This is a genomic window from Acidovorax sp. LjRoot129, assembly GCF_964253765.1.
Lineage (GTDB): Bacteria > Pseudomonadota > Gammaproteobacteria > Burkholderiales > Burkholderiaceae_C > Acidovorax.
The window spans coordinates 3,116,170-3,138,219 of the sequence record NZ_CAXUSE020000001.1; the positions used below are offsets into that span (position 1 = coordinate 3,116,170).

Annotated in this window: 24 protein-coding genes; 11 read left to right on the plus strand and 13 right to left on the minus strand. The window is 66.8% G+C overall.

The window, feature by feature from the left end; all coding sequences use genetic code 11:
* The first annotated feature begins 170 nt into the window (after positions 1 to 170).
* The gene (locus ACSQ3Q_RS14340) at positions 171 to 815 is read left to right on the plus strand and encodes an FMN-dependent NADH-azoreductase (protein ID WP_436135032.1); all 645 of its coding nucleotides are present in this window, start codon (positions 171 to 173) and stop codon (positions 813 to 815) included.
* Between the two features lie 70 nt (positions 816 to 885).
* Here ACSQ3Q_RS14340 and ACSQ3Q_RS14345 read toward each other — a convergent pair whose 3' ends face one another.
* The 9 genes from ACSQ3Q_RS14345 to ACSQ3Q_RS14385 all read right to left on the minus strand — a co-directional run bounded on the left by ACSQ3Q_RS14345 (position 886) and on the right by ACSQ3Q_RS14385 (position 9,977).
* Positions 886 to 1,434: an NADPH-dependent FMN reductase gene (locus tag ACSQ3Q_RS14345; protein WP_436135033.1), complete on the minus strand. Its 549-nt coding sequence runs from the start codon at positions 1,432 to 1,434 to the stop codon at positions 886 to 888.
* Positions 1,435 to 1,646: 212 nt separating this feature from the next.
* A complete protein-coding gene (locus tag ACSQ3Q_RS14350) occupies positions 1,647 to 3,704 on the minus strand; it encodes a family 2A encapsulin nanocompartment cargo protein cysteine desulfurase (protein ID WP_436135034.1) in 2,058 nt (685 codons plus the stop codon).
* Between the two features lie 12 nt (positions 3,705 to 3,716).
* Positions 3,717 to 4,649 (minus strand): family 2A encapsulin nanocompartment shell protein, encoded by a 933-nt coding sequence (locus ACSQ3Q_RS14355; protein WP_436135035.1) that lies wholly within the window; start codon positions 4,647 to 4,649, stop codon positions 3,717 to 3,719.
* Positions 4,650 to 4,720: 71 nt separating this feature from the next.
* Positions 4,721 to 4,993 (minus strand): helix-turn-helix domain-containing protein, encoded by a 273-nt coding sequence (locus tag ACSQ3Q_RS14360; RefSeq protein WP_436135036.1) that lies wholly within the window; start codon positions 4,991 to 4,993, stop codon positions 4,721 to 4,723.
* The gene (gene epsC / locus ACSQ3Q_RS14365) at positions 4,990 to 5,934 is read right to left on the minus strand and encodes a serine O-acetyltransferase EpsC (protein ID WP_436135037.1); all 945 of its coding nucleotides are present in this window, start codon (positions 5,932 to 5,934) and stop codon (positions 4,990 to 4,992) included. Before epsC ends, ACSQ3Q_RS14360 begins: the two co-directional genes overlap by 4 nt.
* A 69-nt stretch (positions 5,935 to 6,003) precedes the next feature.
* Positions 6,004 to 6,489: a rhodanese-like domain-containing protein gene (locus ACSQ3Q_RS14370; RefSeq protein WP_436135038.1), complete on the minus strand. Its 486-nt coding sequence runs from the start codon at positions 6,487 to 6,489 to the stop codon at positions 6,004 to 6,006.
* Positions 6,490 to 6,616: 127 nt separating this feature from the next.
* Entirely contained in the window at positions 6,617 to 7,834 is a 1,218-nt protein-coding gene (solA, locus tag ACSQ3Q_RS14375; RefSeq protein WP_436135039.1) for an N-methyl-L-tryptophan oxidase, read from the minus strand.
* Between the two features lie 123 nt (positions 7,835 to 7,957).
* Positions 7,958 to 8,755 carry a MetQ/NlpA family ABC transporter substrate-binding protein gene (locus ACSQ3Q_RS14380; protein WP_436135040.1) on the minus strand — a complete coding sequence of 266 codons (798 nt, stop codon included), beginning with the start codon at positions 8,753 to 8,755 and terminating at the stop codon, positions 7,958 to 7,960.
* 133 nt (positions 8,756 to 8,888) lie between these two features.
* Complete coding sequence (locus tag ACSQ3Q_RS14385) at positions 8,889 to 9,977, minus strand: DUF6817 domain-containing protein (RefSeq protein WP_436135041.1); 1,089 nt, start codon at positions 9,975 to 9,977, stop codon at positions 8,889 to 8,891.
* Positions 9,978 to 10,260: 283 nt separating this feature from the next.
* Between ACSQ3Q_RS14385 and ACSQ3Q_RS14390 the strand changes: the two genes are divergently transcribed.
* From ACSQ3Q_RS14390 to ACSQ3Q_RS14400, 3 genes are read left to right on the plus strand one after another with little or no spacing between them, the layout of a single operon-like run.
* Complete coding sequence (locus ACSQ3Q_RS14390) at positions 10,261 to 10,893, plus strand: helix-turn-helix domain-containing protein (protein WP_436135042.1); 633 nt, start codon at positions 10,261 to 10,263, stop codon at positions 10,891 to 10,893.
* Positions 10,890 to 11,459: a GNAT family N-acetyltransferase gene (locus tag ACSQ3Q_RS14395; RefSeq protein ID WP_436135043.1), complete on the plus strand. Its 570-nt coding sequence runs from the start codon at positions 10,890 to 10,892 to the stop codon at positions 11,457 to 11,459. Before ACSQ3Q_RS14390 ends, ACSQ3Q_RS14395 begins: the two co-directional genes overlap by 4 nt.
* A complete protein-coding gene (locus ACSQ3Q_RS14400) occupies positions 11,456 to 11,992 on the plus strand; it encodes a hypothetical protein (RefSeq protein ID WP_436135044.1) in 537 nt (178 codons plus the stop codon). The genes ACSQ3Q_RS14395 and ACSQ3Q_RS14400 overlap by 4 nt, the downstream gene beginning before the upstream one ends.
* 101 nt (positions 11,993 to 12,093) lie before the next feature.
* Here the strand turns inward: ACSQ3Q_RS14400 and ACSQ3Q_RS14405 are convergent, their stop codons facing one another.
* Positions 12,094 to 13,002, minus strand: coding sequence for a LysR family transcriptional regulator (locus ACSQ3Q_RS14405; RefSeq protein WP_436135045.1), 909 nt, complete (start codon positions 13,000 to 13,002; stop codon positions 12,094 to 12,096).
* 93 nt (positions 13,003 to 13,095) lie between these two features.
* On the opposite strand from ACSQ3Q_RS14405, the gene ACSQ3Q_RS14410 reads away from it, so the two are divergent.
* Positions 13,096 to 13,956: an EamA family transporter gene (locus ACSQ3Q_RS14410; RefSeq protein WP_436135046.1), complete on the plus strand. Its 861-nt coding sequence runs from the start codon at positions 13,096 to 13,098 to the stop codon at positions 13,954 to 13,956.
* Positions 13,957 to 14,079: 123 nt separating this feature from the next.
* On the opposite strand, the gene ACSQ3Q_RS14415 is transcribed toward ACSQ3Q_RS14410, so the two are convergent.
* Entirely contained in the window at positions 14,080 to 15,048 is a 969-nt protein-coding gene (locus tag ACSQ3Q_RS14415; RefSeq protein ID WP_436135047.1) for a LysR substrate-binding domain-containing protein, read from the minus strand.
* 131 nt (positions 15,049 to 15,179) lie between these two features.
* Here ACSQ3Q_RS14415 and ACSQ3Q_RS14420 point away from each other — a divergent pair, with 131 nt between their 5' ends.
* The 3 genes from ACSQ3Q_RS14420 to ACSQ3Q_RS14430 all read left to right on the plus strand — a co-directional run bounded on the left by ACSQ3Q_RS14420 (position 15,180) and on the right by ACSQ3Q_RS14430 (position 18,389).
* On the plus strand, positions 15,180 to 16,271 hold the full coding sequence (locus ACSQ3Q_RS14420) for a tartrate dehydrogenase (protein ID WP_436135048.1): 1,092 nt from the start codon (positions 15,180 to 15,182) through the stop codon (positions 16,269 to 16,271).
* Positions 16,272 to 16,388: 117 nt separating this feature from the next.
* Entirely contained in the window at positions 16,389 to 17,408 is a 1,020-nt protein-coding gene (locus ACSQ3Q_RS14425; RefSeq protein WP_436135049.1) for a Bug family tripartite tricarboxylate transporter substrate binding protein, read from the plus strand.
* A gap of 216 nt (positions 17,409 to 17,624) precedes the next feature.
* A complete protein-coding gene (locus ACSQ3Q_RS14430) occupies positions 17,625 to 18,389 on the plus strand; it encodes a GNAT family N-acetyltransferase (RefSeq protein ID WP_436135050.1) in 765 nt (254 codons plus the stop codon).
* Positions 18,390 to 18,435: 46 nt separating this feature from the next.
* Here the strand turns inward: ACSQ3Q_RS14430 and ACSQ3Q_RS14435 are convergent, their stop codons facing one another.
* Positions 18,436 to 19,101 carry a methionine ABC transporter permease gene (locus ACSQ3Q_RS14435; RefSeq protein ID WP_436135051.1) on the minus strand — a complete coding sequence of 222 codons (666 nt, stop codon included), beginning with the start codon at positions 19,099 to 19,101 and terminating at the stop codon, positions 18,436 to 18,438.
* A gap of 181 nt (positions 19,102 to 19,282) precedes the next feature.
* Positions 19,283 to 20,329 (minus strand): methionine ABC transporter ATP-binding protein, encoded by a 1,047-nt coding sequence (locus ACSQ3Q_RS14440; RefSeq protein WP_436135052.1) that lies wholly within the window; start codon positions 20,327 to 20,329, stop codon positions 19,283 to 19,285.
* Between the two features lie 301 nt (positions 20,330 to 20,630).
* Here ACSQ3Q_RS14440 and ACSQ3Q_RS14445 point away from each other — a divergent pair, with 301 nt between their 5' ends.
* The 3 genes from ACSQ3Q_RS14445 to ACSQ3Q_RS14455 are packed head-to-tail and all read left to right on the plus strand — an operon-like array spanning position 20,631 to position 22,043.
* Positions 20,631 to 20,957, plus strand: coding sequence for an ArsR/SmtB family transcription factor (locus ACSQ3Q_RS14445; RefSeq protein WP_436135053.1), 327 nt, complete (start codon positions 20,631 to 20,633; stop codon positions 20,955 to 20,957).
* 55 nt (positions 20,958 to 21,012) lie between these two features.
* Positions 21,013 to 21,519: an ArsI/CadI family heavy metal resistance metalloenzyme gene (locus tag ACSQ3Q_RS14450; protein WP_436135054.1), complete on the plus strand. Its 507-nt coding sequence runs from the start codon at positions 21,013 to 21,015 to the stop codon at positions 21,517 to 21,519.
* A gap of 17 nt (positions 21,520 to 21,536) precedes the next feature.
* Positions 21,537 to 22,043 (plus strand): arsenate reductase ArsC, encoded by a 507-nt coding sequence (locus tag ACSQ3Q_RS14455; RefSeq protein ID WP_436135055.1) that lies wholly within the window; start codon positions 21,537 to 21,539, stop codon positions 22,041 to 22,043.
* Positions 22,044 to 22,050: the final 7 nt, after the last annotated feature.

Sequence of the window (22,050 nt, forward strand, 5' to 3'; positions counted from 1 at the left end):
GTGGATCGGGCTGAAGGGCCGGCAATCCATTCGGGACCCATAGGGATCGTTCTATGGATAGAACAATCTATCGCAAGTTCACCGCCTTATCAACATTTGCATGGATGCCCACAATTCATCCCATGGCCACACACCGTGGCACCACCCAACGCAGACCCAAGGAGCTTCCCATGCAACTGCTTCACATCGACTCCGCCATTACCGGCCAACAATCCGTCTCGCGCCAGCTGACCGCCCGCACGGTAGCGGCGTGGCAAGCGGCGCACCCCGGCACCCGCGTCCAGTACCTGGACCTGGCCACCGAGGCGCCGTCGCATCTGGCGGCAGAGTCCCTCGGTTTTCGCACGGGCCAAGCTGCGGCGACGGACGCGGAACGCCAGCAGAACGCGTTATCTGAAGCCCTGGTGAACCAGTTTCTCGCGGCGGACGTGATCGTGATCGGCGCTCCGCTGTACAACTTTTCGATCCCCAGCCAGCTCAAGGCCTGGATCGACCGCATTGCCCAGGCGGGCCGCACGTTCAAGTACACCGACAAGGGCCCTGTGGGCCTGGCCGGTGGCAAGACGGTGATCGTGGCATCGACCCGTGGCGGCGTGTATTCGTCCAGCGAAGGCGGTCAGGCGATGGAACACCAGGAGAGCTACTTGAAAGTGGTGTTCGGCTTCTTTGGCATCACCGATGTGCGTTTTGTGCGCGCCGAAGGTGTGGGCATGGGCCCCGACGCCAAGGCCCTGGCCATTGCCAGCGCTGACAAGGACATCCAGGCACACACCAGCGTGCCGGCCAATCAGCCTCAGGTTGCACAGGCAGCCTGACCTGGTATCGGGCCAGCCAAACAAAACGCCGCCCAGCAAAGGCGGCGTTTTTCATGGAGCGATCAGAAGCTCAGATGTGCTTTTTGACCCACGCGGCGTAGGCATCCACCCAGCCCTGCAGGAACTTCTTGCTGCCCTCGCCCACGTTGCCGCTGGCGTCGAACAGGCCTTCCTTGGCATGGATGAACCCTTCGGGCTGGCCCAGCGTGGGCACGTCCAGATACGCCAGCACGTTGCGCAAATGCTGCTGCGCCAGCGCCGTGCCGATGGCGCCCACCGACGCCCCGATCACACCCGCCGGCTTGCCAGCCCAGGCGTTTTTTCCGTAGGGGCGCGAGCCATGGTCCAGCGCATTCTTGAGCACGCCCGGGATGGAACGGTTGTACTCGGGCGTCACAAACAACAACCCCTGCGCCGACTGGACCTCGCTCTTGAGGCGCAGCACCGACGCAGCCTGCTGCCCATCGTCGTCCTGGTTGTACAGGGGCAGGTCATCGATGCGAATGTGCGAGAACTTGAATTCATCGGGCGCCAGCCGCTCGATGGCCGTGGCCAGCTGGCGGTTGAACGACTCCTTGCGGAGGCTGCCGACGACGACGGCGATCTGAACAATGCTCATGGAAACTCCTTGTTTAGCGAACGACAACGGAGAAAGCACTGCACAGGGCGCGCCGGCAGCGCCGGGCGACCATGCAGCACACGGCGGCTGCCATGATAGGCCGCATCGCCCCCGAGGACTGGCAACCTTGTTAGTGCAATTGCTATATTTTGTATAGCAACAAACATAATAAGAACAAGCGCGAGGCCGCGATTTTCTTCGTGGTTCCTGCCCTACCCCGCCCGCCGCTGCCCGGCCAGGCGCTGCACCACCGCCACCAGGCGGTCGATCTCGTCGAAGGTGTTGTAGAACGCCAGCGACGGCCGCACCGTGGTCTCCACGCCAAAGCGGCGCAGGATGGGCTGGGCGCAGTGGTGGCCGGTGCGCACGGCAATGCCTTCCTCGTTCAGCGCCTTGCCTACCTCTTCCGTGGTGTAACCCGCGAGCACGAAGGACATCACGCTGGCCTTGTCGTCGGCTGTGCCGATGAGCCGCACGCCACGGATCGCACCCAGGTGGCGCATGCCGTAGACCAGCAGCTCGTGCTCGTAGCGCGCAATGTTCTCGATGCCCACCCGGTTCACATAGTCGATGGCGGCGCCCAGGCCCACGGCGTCGGCGATGTTTCCGGTGCCGGCCTCGAACTTGTTCGGGATGGGCTGGAACACCGTCTTCTCGAAGGTCACGTCGGCAATCATGTTGCCGCCGCCCTGCCAGGGCGGCATGTCTTCGAGCACGGCGCGCTTGCCCCAGACCACACCGATGCCGGTGGGCCCGAAGACCTTGTGCCCCGAGAAGACGAAGAAATCGGCCCCCAGGTCCTGCACGTCCACCCGCATGTGCGAGACCGACTGCGCGCCATCGACCAGAGTGGTAGCGCCCGCCCGCTTGGCCAGCGCCACGATCTCCTTGACCGGCACCACGGTGCCCAGGGCGTTGGAGACCTGGGTGACGGCGACGATCTTGGTGCGGTCGTTGAGCAGCTTCTGGTACTCATCGAGCAGCACCTGGCCCGAGTCATCCACAGGGATCACGCGCAGGCGTGCGCCCTTGGCGGCCGCCAGTTGCTGCCAGGGCACGATGTTGGCATGGTGCTCAAGGTTGCTGACGATGATCTCGTCGCCCTCGCCCACATGCTGCGCGCCCCAGCTCTTGGCCACCAGGTTGATGGCCTCGGTGGTGCCGCGCACAAAGATCACCTCGTTGACGTCGGGTGCGTTGATGAAGCGCTGCACGCGCTGGCGCGCGCCTTCGTAGGCATCCGTCGCGCGCGCAGCCAGCTCGTGCGCCGCGCGGTGGATGTTGGAGTTCTCGTGCGCGTAGAAATAGCTGATGCGGTCGATGACCGACTGCGGCTTGTGCGTGGTGGCCGCGTTGTCGAACCAGACGAGCTGGCGGCCGTTGACCCGCTCCTGCAGCACAGGAAAGTCGCGGCGCACCGCATGCACGTCGAAGGCCGGGTGGGCGCTGCGGTCGGCCTGGGGGACATTGCCGGTAGCGGAGCCACGGCCGGGCGTGGTGTAGCCGCCGGGCAGCACCACGGCGTCGGCAAAGTAGAACCGGGGTTCGGTGGACGGCACGGTGCTGGGCACGCCGGTGCCGGCCGTGGGCGAGCCCACGCGCGGAACCTCGGGTGCGGCGAAGGGCAGGCGTGCCAGGGCGTCGAGCCCGCCAGGAGCCGCGCCATGCCCGTCGGGCGGGGTCAGCTTGGGTGCGCGGTCGGCCGCCAGCGGATGGCCATGGCGCTCACCGAGGAAGTAGTACGGCGATGCGCCCTGCGCCACCGCAGGGGCGGCCTGGGCGGGCGCTGCCTCGGGCACGCCCAGCACGCCGCTGCCAAAGCGCGGCTCGTAGGCCGGCAAGGTGCTGATCACCGAATCGGGCACGCCATTGCCCGCCACCGCATGCGGCAGCAGGGCCGGCGCGCGGTGCGCCAGCGATGCCACCGGCGTGGGCGAGGCGGGCACCAGGTTGGCACCCGGCACCAGCCCTTGCGGGATGGGCGTACCGGGCACGCCGGGGCCGAAGCCCGCAGGGCTGACCAGCGGCGAGCCGGCCGGTGCGATGTTGACGGGCGCCTGCACGCCAGGCGGCAGCGGCGTGGCCTGCCCTGCACCGGGCAGCGAGCCCGGTGGCGTGGACGGCAGGCCTGCAGCCGGGCCGGCAAACCGGGGTTGCTCCCCGGGCGCAGCGGCGAACAGCGCCGTCGCCAGGCTGGCGAGCAGCGCCGTGTCGATCGGCGGTTGCAGCGTGGCGGGCACGCTGGCAGGGGTGGGGGAAGAAATGGTCACCACGCGGCCGCTTTACTTGTAGGTGTCGGGGTAGTCGTGGTACTTGTTGATCTCCACGTCGTCCAGCACCGCCAGGGCGTCGGGCGTGAGCACGGCCAGCGAGCAATACAGCGAGATCAGGTAGGACGCGATGGCATGGTTGTTGATGCCCATGAAGCGCACCGACAGGCCGGGGCTCTGCTCGCCCGGCAGGCCGGGCTGGAACAGGCCGACCACGCCCTGGCGCTTGTCGCCCACGCGCAGCAGCAAAATCTTGCTCTTGCCATCGGCCACGGGCACCTTGTCCGAAGGGATCAGCGGAATGCCGCGCCAGGTGATGAACTGCGAGCCGAACAGGCTCACCGTGGGCGGCGGCGTGCCGCGGCGCGTGGCTTCGCGGCCGAAGGCGGCAATCGCCAGCGGGTGGGCCAGGAAGAAGGCGGGCTCCTTCCAGACCTTGGTGAGCAGCTCGTCGAGGTCGTCCGGCGTGGGCGCGCCCGTGAGCGGGAACACACGCTGCTCTTCCGTCACCTGGGCCAGCAGGCCGTAGTCGGGGTTGTTGATGAGCTCGCTCTCCTGGTTCTCCTTGATCGTCTCGATCGTCAGGCGCAGCTGTTCCTTGATCTGGTCGTGCGGGCTGCTGTACAGGTCGGAGATGCGGGTGTGCACGTCGAGCACGGTGCTCACGGCGTTCAGGAAGAACTCGCGCGGGTTCTCTTCGTAGTCGACGAAGGTGCGGGGCAGCTGGTTCTCTTCCTCGCGGGCGGTGCAGGTGACCTTGATCAGCTCGGGGTTCTTGACCTGGTTCAGGCGGTAGATGCCTGCCTCGACCGGCACCCACTGCAGCAGGTGCGTGAGCCAGCGCGGAGAGATGGTCGAGAGTTGCGCGGTGGTCTTGGTCGCGTTGGCGAGTTGCCGTGCTGCGTTGTCGCCAAGGGCGGGCGTGCCGCCCACTGTTGCCGTCATGTGAGGCTCCGTGTCAGAAGGTTGGGTGAATAAACGATTCCCAACCAGTGTCGGAGGCTCCTGCTATCGCTTCAACATGCTATAGCCGCCAAAGGCAGGCCTTTCAGTGCACTGGCGCTGCTCAATTCGTCGCAATGCCCCAGCAAGGTTGCGCTGCTCACGCCCAGGGCCTGCGAAAGCTTGTCGATCGTGACCAGCGAGGCGATCGCCCGGCCGCGCTCGACCTCGCCCACGTAGGAGCGGTTGAGGTCGGCGTGTTCGGCCAGCTGCTCTTGCGACCAGCCGCGCGACTCGCGCAGGCTCCGCACCGCCGAACCAAAGCTGCGCACCAGCAAATCACTCATGCGGTGGCCGCTCCGGGTGCTGCTGCAGCAGGGCCGTCGTGGTGTCCGTTGTTGCGCGACAGGGCCTGGGTCACGTTGCCGCCGGCCGACACATCGTGCGTGATCCAGACATTGCCGCCAATGGTGGCACCCCGCCCCAGCGTCACCCGGCCGAGCACCGTGGCGCCGGCGTAGATGACCACGTCGTCCTCCACCACCGGGTGGCGCGGCAGGCCCTTTTGCAGGTGCCCCTCCTCGTCGGTGGGAAAGCGCTTGGCGCCCAGCGTGACCGCCTGGTACACGCGCACCCGTTCGCCGATCACTGCGGTCTCGCCGATCACGACACCCGTGCCGTGGTCGATGAAAAAGCCCGCGCCGATCTGCGCGCCCGGGTGGATGTCGATGCCGGTCTGGGCATGGGCCAGCTCCGCCACGATGCGCGCCAGCAAGGGCAGCTCCAGCTGGTACAGGCTGTGCGCGAGGCGGTGGTGGATCATGGCCAGGATGCCGGGGTAGCACAGCAGCACCTCGTCCACGCTGCGTGCCGCCGGGTCGCCGTGGTAGGCCGCGAGCACGTCGCTGTCGAGCAGGCTGCGGATGTCGGGCAGCGCCGCAGCGAACGTGCGGGCCGCCTGCACAGCCCGCTTTTCGATGTTCTGTTCTTCCACCGGCTGGTGGCGCAGCACGTAGTGCAGCTCCAGCCGCACCTGGGCCAGCAGCGCATGCAGCGCGGCGTCCAGCGTGTGGCCGACGTAAAAATCTTCGCTCTCCTGGCGCAGGTCGGGTGGGCCCAGGCGCATGGGGAACAGCACGCCCTTGAGCTTGTCCACGATGTCGGCCAGCGCATCGCGCGAGGGGAACTCGCGCCCGCCGGGCTCCTGCGAGCGTTTTTGCAGGCTGCGCCAGTCGCGGCGCACGGCGTGCAGCGATTGCACGATGGGTTCGATGTCGAAGACGGCCATGGAGGTACTCAAAGCGTGGGTCAGGGGTGGGGAATCGGCCGCGGGCACACCGCCGGGCAGGGAGCCAGTTCAGTCCTGCACCCAGGGCAGGCCGTGAAAGCGCCAGCCGTCGGAGCCGCCGCGCTGCTGGCGTGCGTCGATCTCGCCCTCAAAACCTTCCAGCACGTTGAACACCTGGGTGAAGCCCGCCTTGGCTGCGGCTTCGGCCGCCAGGGCCGAACGTTTGCCGCTGCGGCACAGCAGCAGCACCGTGGCGTCTTTGCCGCCGTGTGGGGCCAGGCGCGCCTCCAGCTCGCGCACGAAGCGTGGGTTGCGCTGCAGCGCGGTGCCCGTGGCCCACGGCACGTGCAGGCTGTCGGGTACCTGGCCGACAAATTTCATCTCTTCGGCCGAGCGCACGTCCACCAGCACGGCTTCGCTGGCGGACATGAGCTTCCACGCCACGGCGGGCGAAACCCCGCCCGCATAGGGCAGGCCGGACGCCAGAGCGACCGAGCGGGCGGATTCCAGTTCGGGGGCGAGGGCTGCGTCCTGGGTAGCGATGGATGAAGACATGGCGGGGTCCTTTGGGGAGGGGTTGTTGCAGTCCTCTGCGGGCTGCTGTGAACATGGGTCCCACTCTAGAACGCCTCCCATAAAACCCAAAAGAATAAAATTTGGTTTCTATAAAACCAAAACATCTTTAAGGCAGATCACACGGCGGACTCGATGCCAGCCCGTGGAGTGCGTGGCCGAAGGGCCGCAGATCAAGGCGCTCCGGCAGGTCGATCACCTGCTGCGCCAGTGCTTCGCCCACCGCGGCCGAGTGTTTAAAACCGTGGCCCGAGCAGGCCGAGGCCACGTGCACGCCCGGCCAGCCGGGCAAGCGGTCCACCACAAAGCCATGGTCGGGTGTCACGGTGTACAGGCACGCGCGCGCATCGGTGCAGCGGGCTGTCGGGACGTGAAAGCGCGGCAGCACATGGCGGTGCAGCATGGCGTCCCGCTCTCCATCGGCCACGGTGCGGTCCACGCTGTGGGGCGTCGTCGTTTCAAGGTACTGGGCCGTTGCCACCTTGAAGGCTGGTGCACCCGCATCCGCCGCCCGAAACCCATAGATCGAGTCGTCCGGCCCGTCGCGAAAAGTCCAGATGAAAACGGGAAACGCCCCAGGCTCGAACGACGGCGTGGCTGTGCCCACGTCGAACCAGAACATCACCTGGCGGTAAACGGCCAGCTTGGGCGCCCAGGCATGCTGCAGCTCCCGCCCGAGCAAACCGGGCAACCAGGGCCCGGCCGCCAGCACCACCTGCTCAGCGCTGTAGATCCCCTGGGTGGTGACCACGCGCCAATGCTCCCCTTCGCGCGCCAGGCCGGTCACCCGCGCCTGGGTCTGCACCGCCGCTCCGTGCACCTGCGCCTGCTGCAGCTGGGAACTGATGGCGGCCTCGGGCCGCACGAATCCCGCATCACGCTCCCAGTACGCAAACTCGTGGTCGTTCAGCCGAAACTGCGGGTAGCGTCGGCGCAGGTCGGCCGTGTCCAGCACCTCATGGGCAATGCCGTGGCGCTGCGCAATCGCGATGGTGCGGCGCACGAAGTCATCGGGCTTGCCTTCGCGCAGGGCCATGCCATCGCGCGGCCCGAGCACCAGGCCGTGCGTGCGGGTGTAGATCGATTGGCCGGTGACGGCCTCCAGCTCTTGCCATATCTCGTGCGAGCGGCGCACCAGGGGCACGTACTCGTCGCCCTCCCCAACGGCCAGGCGCGTGATGCGGGTCTGCCCGTGCGAGGAGCCCAGGCTGTGTGGCGGCTGGAACTGGTCCAGCCCCAGCACATGGGCTCCACGGCGCGCCAGTTGGTACAGCGTGGCCGCGCCGACAGCGCCCAGCCCGATGACGATGGTGTCGAAATGCGCCATGCGCGGACTCCTTCAGGGGTGGCCCGGCAGGCGGTGGCCGGGCGGCACCGTGGCGCGCTGCACCGGCGGCCGCCCACCCTTCTTCCGTTCAAACCCGAAGAGGCTCTCCGGGCTTCAAGGCCCTCAAAAGCCTGGCAGCACCGAGCCCTTGAATTCGGTCTGGATGAACTTCTTGACTTCTTCCGAGTGGTAGGCCTTCACCAGCTTGGCGACCCAGGGCTTGTCCTTGTCGGCGTCGCGCACGGCGATCAGGTTGACGTAGGGGCTCTTGGCGTTTTCTTGCGCGATGGCGTCCTTGCCAGGGTTCAGGCCGGCCGAAAGCGCAAAGTTGGTATTGATGGCCGAGGCGTCGAGATCATCGAGCGAACGCGGCAGCTGGGCGGCATCAAGCTCCACAAACTTGATCTTCTTGGGGTTGCTCACCACGTCAAGCGGCGTGGCCTTGAGGCCGGCGCCGTCACGCAGCTTGATGAGGCCCTTGTCCTGCAGCACCAGCAGCACGCGGCCGCCGTTGGTAGGGTCGTTGGGGATGCCGAACTTGGCGCCTTCCTTCAGGTCTTCGAGCTTCTTAACCTTCTTGGAATACAGGCCGATGGGGAAGTTGACGGTGTAGCCCACGGGCGCAAACTTGTAGCCGCGGTCGGCGATCTGCGCGTCGAGGTAGGGCTTGTGCTGGTAGCTGTTGGCATCCAGGTCGCCGGCGGCCAGGGCCGCGTTAGGCTGCACGTAGTCACTGAACTCAATGATCTGGATCTTGAGGCCGTCCTTCTCGGCAACCTTCTTGACCTGCTCGAAGATCTGCGCATGGGGGCCACCGGTCACCCCCACCTTGATGGGTTTGTCTTGCGCCATGGCGCCGGTCGAAAAGCCGGCAGCGAGAGCGAGGGCCAAAGTGGTCTGGAGCAGCGAGCGCTTGTTCACGGGGAAAACCTTTCGTTGAGAGATGACTGACATCCTAGGGTTTCCCCGATAAAACCGGAACGACTAAGTTTTCATGTCGTTACAACCCATTCGCATAACAAAGCCGCTTTTTTTTCTTTCTTCTCCCGCCGCTTTAAGTCCGAAGCGCCACGTTGTTGAGCCTATCGAGGCGCTCCGGCCACGTGCCTTCGACCGTCGCGCCCTGTAGCAGGATGCGCGTCCACGCCACCCAGGCATCCCACTGCACGCGCTTGTCCCATGAACTGCCCCAGGCGCTGAACAGCTGCAGCGCACTGGATGCCGCGGCCCGCGCGTCGTCCCTGCGGCCAGCCGACAGGTACAGCTGCGCCAGCACCATCTGCGGCTCGCCCACCCAGGGGTTGTGGCGCACGGCGCTTTCCAGCACGCCCGTCGCCACGTCCAGGTCCACCAGGGGCTGGTCTTGCTGGATCACCGACCAGTACAGCGATGTGGCGGCCGCCTCATCCGCGGCGGCCAGTGGTTGTGTGCAGTGGGCAAACACCGGCGGCGTGGGCAGCAGTCCCTTCAAGCCCGGGTGCTGCAGTGCCAGCCCCAGGCCGTTGATCTGCGAGACCATGCGCCCGCTCGGCCGCATTGGCCCGGGCCACAGCGATGCCGCCCAGTGCACGGGCTGCGGCCGATGCTGCACGGCTGGAAAGCGCGAGAAGATGTCGTCCTGCCAGCTGAACCATTGCTCGATGGTGTCGGCCATGCTCACGATGATGAAAGCCGCCACTTCATAGGGCGTGAGGACATGCGGGGCGCCGTCCTTGTCGAGCACCAGGCTGCCGTCGCTCTCGAGCGCCCCGGCCAGCACCTTCTGCACAAACTGCGTGCGCGACTGGGTGCAGAACAGGTACACCAGGTGCTCGGCCGACTCGCCCGCGATCTCGCGCACCCGGGCCCGCTCCTTGGCGGGGTCGAACTTCACCAGGTCCACAAACGCATTGCCATACACGCTGTGCAGCAGCCCGAGCAGACGCACGTCCCGCGGCTGCTGCCACAGGGTGAGCGAGCGCGCCACGCCCACCAGGTGGTGGCGAAACGTGCCGGCCTTGTGCCAGTCCTGCCCCACATTGCGGGCCAGTACCGTGGGCAGCACCGGGGCCAGATCGGGGTCGCGGGCCAGCCACTCCTCGTCCAGCAAGGGCTGGGCCCGGGCGAACAGGTCGGCGTCGAGGGTGTGAAAAGGCAGGGCCATGGGTTGTCTCCAGTGGGCGATACGCGGCGTTTGGTGAAATGCTCTGTGTACACACTATCAGAATCGCCATGTGGGCACTGCCAGGTGGGCGCAGTGGCCAAAATTGAAGTAAAAACGGGGCCCAGCGCTTGTTCCTATTGCATTTATAGCTATATAAATCATAGCAAAGCCTTTTGAACTGATACGGCTCCTCCCAATGACCGTGTGCCCGCCACCCGTTGAGGCGCCCTGGGTCTCTGATAATTTCCAGTTTTATGGACACAATTTCCATTAAACTGCCGACATGGACATCCACATCCGCATTGCCCAGCGATTGCGCGAACTGCGCGACGCCCGCGGCTACTCGCTCGACACCCTGGCGGAACGCAGCGGTGTCAGCCGGTCCAACATCTCGCTGATCGAGCGCGGCCAGAGCAGCCCCACCGCCGCGGTGCTCGACAAACTCGCCATTGGCTTGAGCGTGGCGCTGGCCTCGTTTTTTGAAGACAGCGCGGCCGGCGACAGCACCGCGCCGCCCTCCCCCTGTATCCGCGCCGCCGACCAGCCGCAGTGGCAAGACCCGGCCTCGGGTTATGTGCGCCGCCGGCTGTCGCCTCCCGCGCCTTCGCCGCTGCAGCTGGTGGAGGTGGTGTTCCCGCCCGGCAAGCGCGTGGCCCTGGACTCCGCCGTGCACGACGCCGACATTCACCAGCAGGTGTGGCTGATGGAGGGGCGCATGAACCTGACCGTGGGCGACACCACCTGGCCGCTGCACGCGGGCGACTGCCTGGCCATGCAGTTGCACCAGCCCATCGTGTTCCACAACCCCGGCAGCGAGCCGGCGCGCTATCTGGTGGCGCTGACCACGGTGGGCATGGCGCCCCACCGCTTCGCCGCGCCCGCGCCCACAGCCCCCGCCGCCCGGAGAAAACCATGATCACCACGACGGCAACGACCACGGCCAGCGCCGCCACGACCTCCTCCCCCATCACCATCCGCCGCCTCGGCGCCAACGAGGCCGCCGCCAGCGTCGATGCCCTGGCCGACGTGCTGATCGATTGCGTACAGGGCGGCGCCTCGGTCAGCTTCATGTGGCCGCTGCCGCGCGACAAGGCCCTGGCGTTCTGGCGCGGCGTGGCCGATGGCGTGGGCCGCAACGACCGCGTGCTGTTGGTGGCCGAGGACACCGGTGGCCGCATCGTGGGCACCGTGCAGCTCATCACCGCCATGCCCGACAACCAGCCCCACCGCGCCGACGTGGCCAAGATGCTGGTGCACCGCAGCGCCCGCCGCCAGGGCGTGGCCCAGCGCCTGATGGCCGCGGTGGACAACGCCGCACGCACCGAGAGCAAGACCGTATTGGTGCTCGACACCGTGACCGGCGGCGACGCCGAACGCTTGTACGAACGCGCCGGCTGGCAGCGCGTGGGCATCGTGCCCGACTACGCCCTCATGCCCGACGGCGCGATGTGCGGCACCACCTTCTTTTGCAGGCACCTGTGACCGACAACCTTGCGCACATCCTGCAATTTGGCGCGGCGCTCGTGCTCATCAACCTCGCGTGGATCCTGCCGCTGGTCCACAAGGACGGCTTCATCACGCTGTCCGGCTGCCTGGTGCCCGCAGCGCTGCTGGCGCTAGGCATCGGCCTGCTGGAATGGCGGATATTGCTGCTGATGGTGGCCTTCTTCGGCTGCTTTGCCATCTACCTCTTCTGGCAGGGTCAGCTGGACAAACGTTACGCACGCGAGTACCCCGCATTCAGCACGCCTCCCGTGGCCATCGTCGTGAGCAAAGACGGCTTCCAACACGACCTGCACGTCGCCCCCGCTGCGGCGGGTTTTGTCATCGGCATCCACTACGAGACCGAAATCGACGGGAGCCGGATGGCCTTCAAGACGCGCTGGAAGGATGTGTTCCCCGACCACGAAGCGGCGAAAGCAGAGCTGTACCGACGGCTCCCGCAATTCATTGCAGAGGATCAGATGCAGGATCCGTCGGCAACGCCGAGACGCCCGCTGCCGCCCGTCCCCTGAGCCAGCCGCTTGCAGCGCGGTACCTGCCTCCGCAACGCTGTCAAAGCCCGCCCCCAGCACCCCACACCGCAGCGGCTGCTGCGGGTGCTACAGCCCGGGCCTCACCGCGGCGTGGCAAACGATTCCAACGCGCGCCGCACCGCCGCAATCGCCGGGTCGTCCGTCTCCGGCGAGCGCCGCGCCAGGCCCAGTTCACGCAGCAACGCCGGGCTGAGCGGACACACCTGCAGCCCCGCAAGGTCCCGCGCGTCCGCCAGGCCCGGCAGCTCCGGTTGCTCCAGCGGCAACACCGCCACGCCTTGGCCCGCCGCCACCAGGCTGCGCAGCGCCAGCGGGTGGTTCAGCTCCATGCGCGGGCGCGGGTTCAGGCCCGCCTGCGCGAACCAGCCGGCAATCAGCCGGTACATCTGCGTGGCCGGGCCGAACGACATCCAGCGCTGATCGGCCAGCCACTGCGGCGTGGCCTCTGCTGGCGCATCCCACGCAGCGGGAACCAGCGCCACCATCGGGTCGCTGCGCCAGCGGTCCACCCACACGCCACTGCCGGATGCCTGCGGCAGCGCGACGATGGCCAGGTCGAGCGTGCCGGCGCGCAGCCGCGCCATCGCCTCGGCAGAGTTGAGGACGTCCAGTTTCACATCCACCCCCGGGCTTTGGCGGGCCAGCAGGTCCAGCAGCTGCGGCAGCAGCCCCGCGCTCACGCCTGCCGTGGTGGCCAGGCGCACCATGCCTTCGAGGGCCTGGGCGCGCCGGCGCACTTGTTCCACCACCTCGTCAGCCCCCGCCAGCAATCGGCGCCCGCCATCCACCAGCGCCTGGCCCGCGGGCGTCAGGCTGGCCTGGCGCCGGCCCCGCACCACCAGCGATGCGCCCAGGCGCGACTCCAGTTCACTGATGTGCAGGCTGACCGTGGGCGGTGCCAGGTGCAGCGCTTGCGCCGCCGCCGCAAGGGTGCCCAGGTCGGCAATGGCAATGAGGGTCTGAACCTGGTCCAGGTTGAGGTTTCGCATCAGTAATCCTGAGTTCAATCGTCATTGAATTCAACTTTACAGATGTCTGAGCCAAAAACATGATCCGGGCAACTCAAAAACGCCCTGTTTGCCATGCTTTCCAACGACGTTTTCTTCATCGTGCTGCTGTCGGCCGCACTCAACGCGGGCTGGAACAGCGCCATCAAGGTGGGCGGCGACCGCATCACCGCGATGGCTATCACCACGCTGATGGGCAGCGGGTTGTCGCTGCTGGTGCTGCCTTGGGTCGACTTGCCCGCCGCGGCCAGCTGGCCGTTGCTGGGCCTCTCAATCGTGGTGCACACGGCATACCACTTTGCCCTGCCGGTGGCCTACAACCACGGCGACATGGGCCAGGTGTACCCCATTGCCCGCGGCTCGGCGCCGCTGCTGGTGATGGCTGGCGCGGCGGTATTTGCGGGCGAATGGCCGAGCGCTGGCGCGCTGTGGGGCGTCAGCTGTTTGTGCGCGGGGGTGTTGTCGCTTGCGCTCATCCGCAGCGGAGGCGCCAGTCCCACCCAGCGCAGCCAGCGCAAGGCGGTCGGCTACGCACTGCTGACGGGCGTGCTGATTGCGGCTTACACGGTGGTGGACGCGCTGGGCGCGCGGCAGGCACAGTCGGCCATTGGCTTTGCGGTGGTGCTTACGCTGGGCGACGGTATTGCCACCGCCCTCATCGTGCTGTGCTGGAAAGGGCCCCGCACCTTTTGCGTGAACCGCCCCATGCTGTGGCGCTGCGCCGCAGCGGGCTCGATGCAGATGGGGGCGTACTGGATTGCGGTGTGGGCGCTGGCGCGGGCACCCATGGGCGCGGTCTCGGCGCTGCGCGAGACCAGCGTGCTGCTGGTGGCGCTGATCTCGACCTCGCTGCTCAAGGAGCGCATGGGCCCGGCGCGCATGGTGTCGGCGATGCTGGTGTGCGGCGGGCTGCTGTTGGTGCGGCTCTCGGGTTGATCTGAAGAGCCGCCGCGCAGCGAACTGCGAAGACCATCCGCCGCACGGCCACGTCGCTAAGTCGCTAACGCGCCATGGCATGCTGAAGCAAATGCGGTGCCCCTTACCGGCCTCCGAGCCCGATCAGGAACGCTTCGCAGCGCGCGCGTCCTGCGCGGTATCCACACCCGCCAGCGCGCCCGACTGGGCCAGCGACGCGGCCAGAAAAGTCACAAAGGTCTGCACCCGCGTCGAGAACTGGTGCCGCTGCGGGTACACCGCGTAGATGTCGGCGGCGGGCGTCTGGTACTGCGGCAGCACGGGCTCGAGCAGCCCCTGCGCCAGATGCCGGTTCACATCCCACTCCGCGCGCATCACGATGCCGTGGCCCTGCAGCGCCCACAACACGGCGATCTCGCCGTCGTTCGTGGTCAGGTTGCCGGCGATCTTGATGGACTCGGTGTGCGCCTTGCTGCCGCGCCCGGTGGTCAGGCGCCACAGGCCATAAGCCTCGTCGCCCTGGCGAATGCCGATGCACCGGTGCTCCATGAGGTCGCGCGGCACGCGGGGGCGGCCGTGGCGCTCCAGGTAGGCCGGCGCGGCGCACAACACGCGCCGGTTGGGGGCTATGCGCCGGGCAATCACGCGGCCATCGGGCGGCTCGCCAAAACGCACGCACACGTCGTAGGCGTCGTCGGTGATCGGCGGCGGGTGCACCGACAGCGGCAACTGCACATCGACTTCGGGGTACAGCCGCACAAAGTCGGAGATCACCGGCGCAATGTGCGTGCGGCCAAAGCCCAGCGTCGCGTTCACGCGCAGCAGGCCCTTGGGGCTGGCCTTGGACTGCACGATGAGTTCATCGAGCGCATCGATCTCGCGCAGGATGCGGCGCGCGTGCTCCAGCAGCAGCTCGCCCTCGGGCGTGAGGCTCATACGGCGCGTGGACCGGTTGACCAGCACCACGCCCAGGCGCCGCTCCATCTGCGCCAGGTGCTTGCTGACGGCTGCGGTGGAGACGCCCATCTCGCGCCCGGCGGCGCTCAGGCTGGGGCTGGCAGCCAGGGTCGAGAAAAAGCCCAGTTCGGCGGGCTGGATGGTGCTGGAACTCATCGATTGGGTCTTAACTGCAAGTTAACGATGCATTCACTTTATCGCCGTTGCGGCGCTGCGTCCAGGCCTACAGTTCCACTCCACCACCTCCCGTTCCACCACCCCCTCACCGCGTTTCAACGCTACATCCCATGACCACCTACACCATCGCCACCATCCCCGGAGACGGCATCGGCAAGGAAGTGATTCCCGCCGGCCAACGCGTCCTCGAAGCCCTGGCCGCGCACCATGCGGACCTGCAGTTCGAGTTTGAAAACTTTGGCTGGGGCGGCGACTGGTACCGCGCCCACGGCGTGATGATGCCGGCCGATGGCCTGGATGCCCTGCGCGGCAAGGACGCCATCCTGTTCGGCTCGGCCGGCGACCCGGACATCCCCGACCACATCACGCTGTGGGGCCTGCGCCTGAAGATCTGCCAGGGCTTCGACCAGTACGCCAACGTGCGGCCCACGCGCATCCTGCCGGGCATTGACGCACCGCTCAAACGCTGCACGCCCCAAGACCTGGACTGGGTCATCGTGCGCGAAAACTCCGAGGGCGAATACTCCGGCGTAGGTGGCCGCGTGCACCAGGGCCACCCGATCGAGGCAGCCACCGATGTGTCCATCATGACCCGCGTGGGCGTGGAGCGCATCCTGCGCTACGCCTTCCGCCTGGCGCAATCGCGCCCCCGCAAGCAACTCAGCGTCATCACCAAGAGCAACGCCCAGCGCCATGCGATGGTGATGTGGGACGAGATCGCCGCGCAGGTGTCTGCCGAGTTCCCCGACGTGACGTGGGACAAGGAACTGGTGGACGCCGCCACCGCCCGCATGGTCAACCGCCCCGCCACGCTCGACACCATCGTCGCCACCAACCTGCACGCCGACATCCTCTCGGACCTGGCCGCCGCGCTGGCCGGCAGCCTGGGCATTGCCCCCACCGGCAACATCGACCCCGAGCGCCGCTACCCCAGCATGTTCGAGCCCATCCACGGCTCCGCGTTCGACATCATGGGCAAGGGCCTGGCCAACCCCATTGGCACCTTCTGGTCGGTGGTGATGCTGCTGGAGCACCTGGGCGAAACCGCAGCCGCACGCGCCGTGATGCAGGCCATCGAACAGGTCACCGCAAACCCCGCACTGCACACGCGCGACCTGGGCGGCACGGCCACCACGGCCCAGGTGACCGACGCCGTGTGTGCGCTGGTCAGCGGCACACAGGCGGCACGCAAGGCCGCCTGACGTCACACGCTGCAAGCCCGCGCCCAGCCCAGGCGGGCGCGTGCTCAACGGCGGGCACAACAACAAGGCCGCAAAGACCGTGCACCCGCCGCATCAAAACCCCTCTGGAGACAAACCATGAACCGCCTTACCACCCAACACCGTTGCATTGCGCAGCCTGTGCGCCGCCACCACCTGATGGCCCTGGCGGTCGTTGCCGCAGCCGCCTGCCTGCTGTCCGGCACGGCCGCCCACGCGCAGGCCTGGCCCGCCAAGCCCGTCACCATCGTCGTGCCGTTTGCTGCGGGCGGCACCACCGACGTGCTGGCGCGAGCGCTGGGTGAGAAGCTGAGCACGGCCCTGGGCCAGCCCGTGATCGTGGAAAACCGCGGCGGCGCGGGCGCCACCATCGGCGCCGACTACGTGGCCAAGGCACCCGCCGACGGCTACACGCTGCTGATGGGCGCGGTGCACCACACGATTGCCACGAGCGTCTACAAGAAGCTCAACTACGACTTTCAAAAGAGCTTTGCGCCCATCACCACCGTGGCGCTGGTGCCCAATGTGCTGGCCGTGAGCGTCACCACGCCCGCCAAGGATGTGAAGGAACTCGTGGCCCTGATCAAGGCAGCGCCCGACAAGTTCTCCTACGGTTCCAACGGTGCAGGCACCGCGCAGCACCTGATCGGCACGCAGTTTTCCACCACCATCGGCCAGCCGTTGCTGCACGTGCCCTACAAGGGCAGCGGGCCGCTCACCACCGACCTGCTGGGCGGGCAGGTGTCGATGTCGTTCGACACCATCACGCCCGTGCTGCCGCACATCAAGGCCGGCAAGCTGCGCGCGCTGGCCGTCACCACGGCCAAGCGGTCGTCGTCGCTGCCCGACGTGCCCACGCTGCAGGAAAGCGGCTTTGCGGGCTTTGACATCGGCACCTGGTTTGGCGTGCTGGCCCCCGCACGCACACCCGCCGACGTGGTGGCCAAACTCAACGCCGAGATGGTCAAGGTGATCCTGTCACCCGACTTCAAGAAGCGCATGCAGGACATCGGCGCCGAACCCATCGGCAACACGCCCGCTCAGATGGCCGAGCAGATTGCCGGCGACACGGCACGGTTTGCAAAGCTGGTGGTGGACCACAAGATCACGACCGAGTGAGGGGTTCCGCGCAAGCGAGCGCCTGGGCATCTTGCGGGACACCGTACAGGCCCTCTCCAGAGTTGAATACGAACAAAAAAGGCCTCTAGCGCTTATTAAATAAGCACTTGTAGCTATTATTTATGTAGCAACCAGCAAAAATAGTAGTCGGCGCGAAGCCCCAGCCGGTGCCACACGCATGAGGCGCCAACGCCCCTCCCGTTGGTATAACGCCGCATGACAGACACCACCCTCGCCGCCCCCACCGCAGTCATCCGCGCCCTGGAAGAGCGCGCCTTCAACGCCTGGCCGGCGCGGCAGACGGTGTTTCACCGGGGCTGGGTGTTCCGGCTGTCGGGGGGCTACACCAAGCGCGCCAACTCGGTCAACGCGTTGCTGCCGGGTGCACCGTTTGACGGTGTGCTCGACGCGGCCACGGCGCTGTATGCGCGGCACGGTCTGCCGGCGGTGTTTCGGCTGTCGCCGCTGGCGCCGCCCGATGCGGACAAGGCGCTGGCCGACGCGGGCTACCAGCACTTTGATCCCTCACTCGTTTTGCACCGGCCGTTGTCCCTGGGGGCCGCAGCCAAGCCCGATGGCAGCACGGTGGTCCACACGGCTGCGTCCGATGCGTGGCTCGACGGGTTTGCGGCTGCCAACGGTGTGGCGCTGCACCACCGCGGATTGCACCGCGGCATGCTCCAGGCCATTGCCCACCCCGCTGCGTTTGCGTTGCAAGACGTGCAGGGCCAGGCCGTGGGCTTTGGGCTGGCAGTGCTAGAGCGCGGCGCCGTCGGCCTGTACGACCTGGCGGTGGCGCCCGACCACCGGGGCGGTGGGCGCGGACGGGCACTGGTGGAGGCGCTGCTGCACTGGGCGGCCGAAGCCGGCGCGACAACGGCTTATCTGCAAGTGCGTGCGCAGAATGCGCCAGCGCTGCGGCTGTATGAATCGATGGGGTTCAAGACAGCGTACGGCTACCACTACCGCGTGCCGGGCTGAGAGGAAAGCGCCCTGCCCCTCCATCCCGTGATGGAACCACCCTTACTCAACGGTGGCTCAGCCTGCGCACCGCCCAGTCGCCCAGGCTCTGCACGGCCTGCACAAAGAAGATCAGCACCAGCACCACGGCCAGCATGATCTCGGGCAGAAAGCGCTGGTAGCCGTAGCGGATACCCAGATCGCCCAGGCCGCCGCCGCCAATCGCCCCGGCCATGGCGGAGTAGCCGGTGAGGCTCACGAACGTGATGGTCAGGCCGGCGACGATGCCGGGCAGCGCCTCGGGCAGCAGCACCTTCCAGACGATCTGGCTGGTGGTGGCGCCCATGGCCTGTGCGGCTTCAACGAGGCCGTGGTCCACCTCACGCAGGGCGGCTTCGACCAGGCGGGCCACGAAGGGCGCGGCGGCCAGCGTCAGCGGCACCACGGCGGCTGCGGTGCCGATGGACGAGCCGGTGATCAACCGCGTGAACGGGATGATGGCCACCAGCAGGATGATGAAAGGCGTGGAACGCACGGCGTTGACCAGCCAGCCCACGAGCTTGTTGACGGGTCCGTTTTCGAGCACACCGCCGTGGTCGGTCAGGCGCAGGAACACGCCGAGCGGCACGCCCAGCAGACCGCCCACCAGGCCGGAGATGCCGACCATGATGAGCGTTTCCCACAGCGACGACGCAAAGAGTTCCAGCATGGCTGGGGTGAAGTGGTTGAACATGATTTCTTTTCTTTCTTAAGGATGGCCTGCATAACCCTCGCGAGGCGGTGAGAGTGCGGATCGGGAGGGGCTACAAGGCGTCTTTTTGCAGCCAATAGCCCGGCTATTGGCAAGAAAAGCAACGCAGTAGACCGCCCGAGGCCGCGCTATCACAGACCGCAGGGAGTTATGCAGGCCATCCTCAAGGCGCCACAGCCACTTCTTCGACCTCGACGCCACCCGCACGCAGGTGCGCCACGGCGCCCCGCAGGCGCTCGGCCTCGCCGCTGGCGTACACCGCCAGCGAGCCAAAGGTTTCGTCCTGGATCTCGTCCACTTGGCCGTGCAGGATGCTCATGTCCACGCCGAATTCGCGGATCAGCTGCGACAGGATGGGCTGGTAGGCGCTGTCCCCCGCGTACGACAGGCGCAGCAGCTGGCCGGTGCGGCCCGTGCTGAGTTGGCCTGCGAGCTTGCGCACATGGCCGAGCACGCTGGCGGGCAGCTCTTGCGGCAGGATCTCGTCGATCAGGCTCTTGGTGATGGTCTGCTGCGGCCGGGTGAAGACCTCCAGCACGCGGCCCTGCTCCACGATGCGGCCCGCCTCAATCACCGCCACGCGGTCGGCCACCTGCTTGATGACCTGCATCTGGTGCGTGATGAGCACCACTGTGAGGCCCAGCTCGCGGTTGACCTGGCGCAGCAGGTCGAGGATGGAGCGCGTGGTTTCCGGGTCCAGCGCCGACGTGGCTTCGTCGCTCAGCAGCACCTTGGGCCGGCTCGCCAGCGCGCGCGCAATGCCCACACGCTGCTTTTGCCCGCCGCTGATCTGCGCGGGGTAACGATCGGCCAGGGCCGACAGGCCCACGAGTTCCAGCAGCGGGTTCACGCGTTCGCGGATGGCGGCTTTGCTCATGCCGGCCAGCTCCAGCGGCAGCGCGGCGTTGTCGAACACGGTGCGCGACGACAGCAGGTTGAAGTGCTGGAAGACCATGCCGATTTCGCGGCGGGCCTCGCGCAATTGAGCGTCGTTCAGTTGCGTGAGGTCGCGGCCATCGACGAAAACCTGGCCCTGGGTGGGCCGGTTGAGCAGGTTGATGACGCGCACCAGCGAGCTTTTGCCCGCGCCGCTCTTGCCGATGATGCCGAACACTTCGCCCGGATTGATGTGCAGGTCGATGCCGCGCAGGGCCTCGACCGGGCCTTGTGCGCCCTGGTAGGTTTGGGTAATACCCCGTAAGTCGATCATGAAATGCTGTGGCGCGGCGTAGCCATGGGTCGTGGCCGCTGCCGCACGGTCAGGGTTGGGTCGGTTGGGATGGGCGACTGTAGTGGCAGATCGTAAGTTCACAAACGATTGAAAAATCGGGTGATTAGATCGCCTGGTTATGAAGCGCGTGGTAGCCCCTCTTCAATCGCTATTATTTTTATAGCTTATTGCGCAATCCCAATAAGCGCCAGAGCCCATTTAGACTCAATTTTTCACGGAATCGTTCGCTGCAGTTCGTTTGGGCACTTCCATATTTCAACGTTTGTTGTATTATCGAAGCATGCAAGAAGCCGATGTCATTCAATCCCTCGCCGCCCTCGCCCAGGAAGCGCGCCTTCGCGTGTTCCGCGCCCTGGTGGTGGCAGGCCAGGACGGGCTCACACCCGGTGCCGTGGCCGAGCAGTTGGGCATTGCGCCCAACACGCTCTCTTTCCACCTCAAGGAGCTGACCCGCGCCGGGCTGGTCAGCCAGGAGCGCCAGGGCCGCAACCTGATCTACCGCGCATCGTTTGCCACCATGAACGATCTGCTGGCCTACCTGACCGAGAACTGCTGCCAGGGCGCCGCGTGCGCGACCGACGAAGCCACCGCCGCCTGCAAGTGCTGACCCAGCACCCGCCGACAACCCCACCCCCGCGACCCCCAGCCGAAAGGAAACCACCATGAAGCGATTCCACGTCCACATGCATGTCGATGACCTCGCCAGGAGCATCGCGTTCTATTCCAAGCTGTTCGCGGCCGAGCCTGCGCGCGTCGAGGGCGACTACGCCAAATGGATGCTCGAAGATCCGCGCGTGAACTTCGCCATCTCCACCCGTGGCGACAAGCCCGGCGTGGACCACCTGGGTTTCCAGGTCGATGAGGCCGATGAGCTGGCGGAGCTGAAAGCCCGTGCTGAAGGCGCCGACATGGCGCTGCTCGATGAAGGCGCCACCACCTGCTGCTACGCCCGCAGCGACAAACACTGGATCACCGACCCGCAGGGCGTGGCGTGGGAGCACTTCCACACGCTGGGCAACATCCCCGTGTTCAACGAAGCGGCGGCGCCATCCGTTGCGGCGGCTGCCTGCTGCCCTACCGGTGCCCCATCGGCACAAGCCCTTGCCGCAGCTCCTGCCCAGGCCGCATGCTGCGGCCCCAAAGCCACCAGCGCCAACAAGTGCTGCTGACCCGCACGGAGCCGGCAATGAGCGACCCACGCCCCCCTTTGAACGTGCTGTTTCTGTGCACGCACAACTCCGCCCGCAGCATCCTGGCCGAAGCCCTGCTCAACGCCATGGGCCAGGGCAGCTTCAAGGCCTACTCGGCCGGCAGCAGCCCGCGTGAGCACCAGCAGCCCCACCCGCTGGGCCTGCAAGTGCTGGCACAGGCCGGCATCCCCACAGAAGGACTGCGCAGCAAAAACTGGGACGAGTTTGCCGCCCCCGGCGCGCCGCACATGGACCTGATCATCACCGTCTGCGACAACGCAGCGGGCGAGGTCTGCCCCTTCTGGCCCGGGCACCCGGCGACGGCGCACTGGGGTTATGTCGACCCATCAGCGGGAGATGGCTCGGACGCCGACAAGGCCGAGGCCTTCCGCAAAACCCTGCACGCCATCCAGCGCCGCCTGGAGCTGCTGGTGAACCTGCCCGACGAAAAGCTGGCCGCCACCGCACTGCAATCCACGGCCCGCGAACTGCCTGCGCATTGAAAAAATG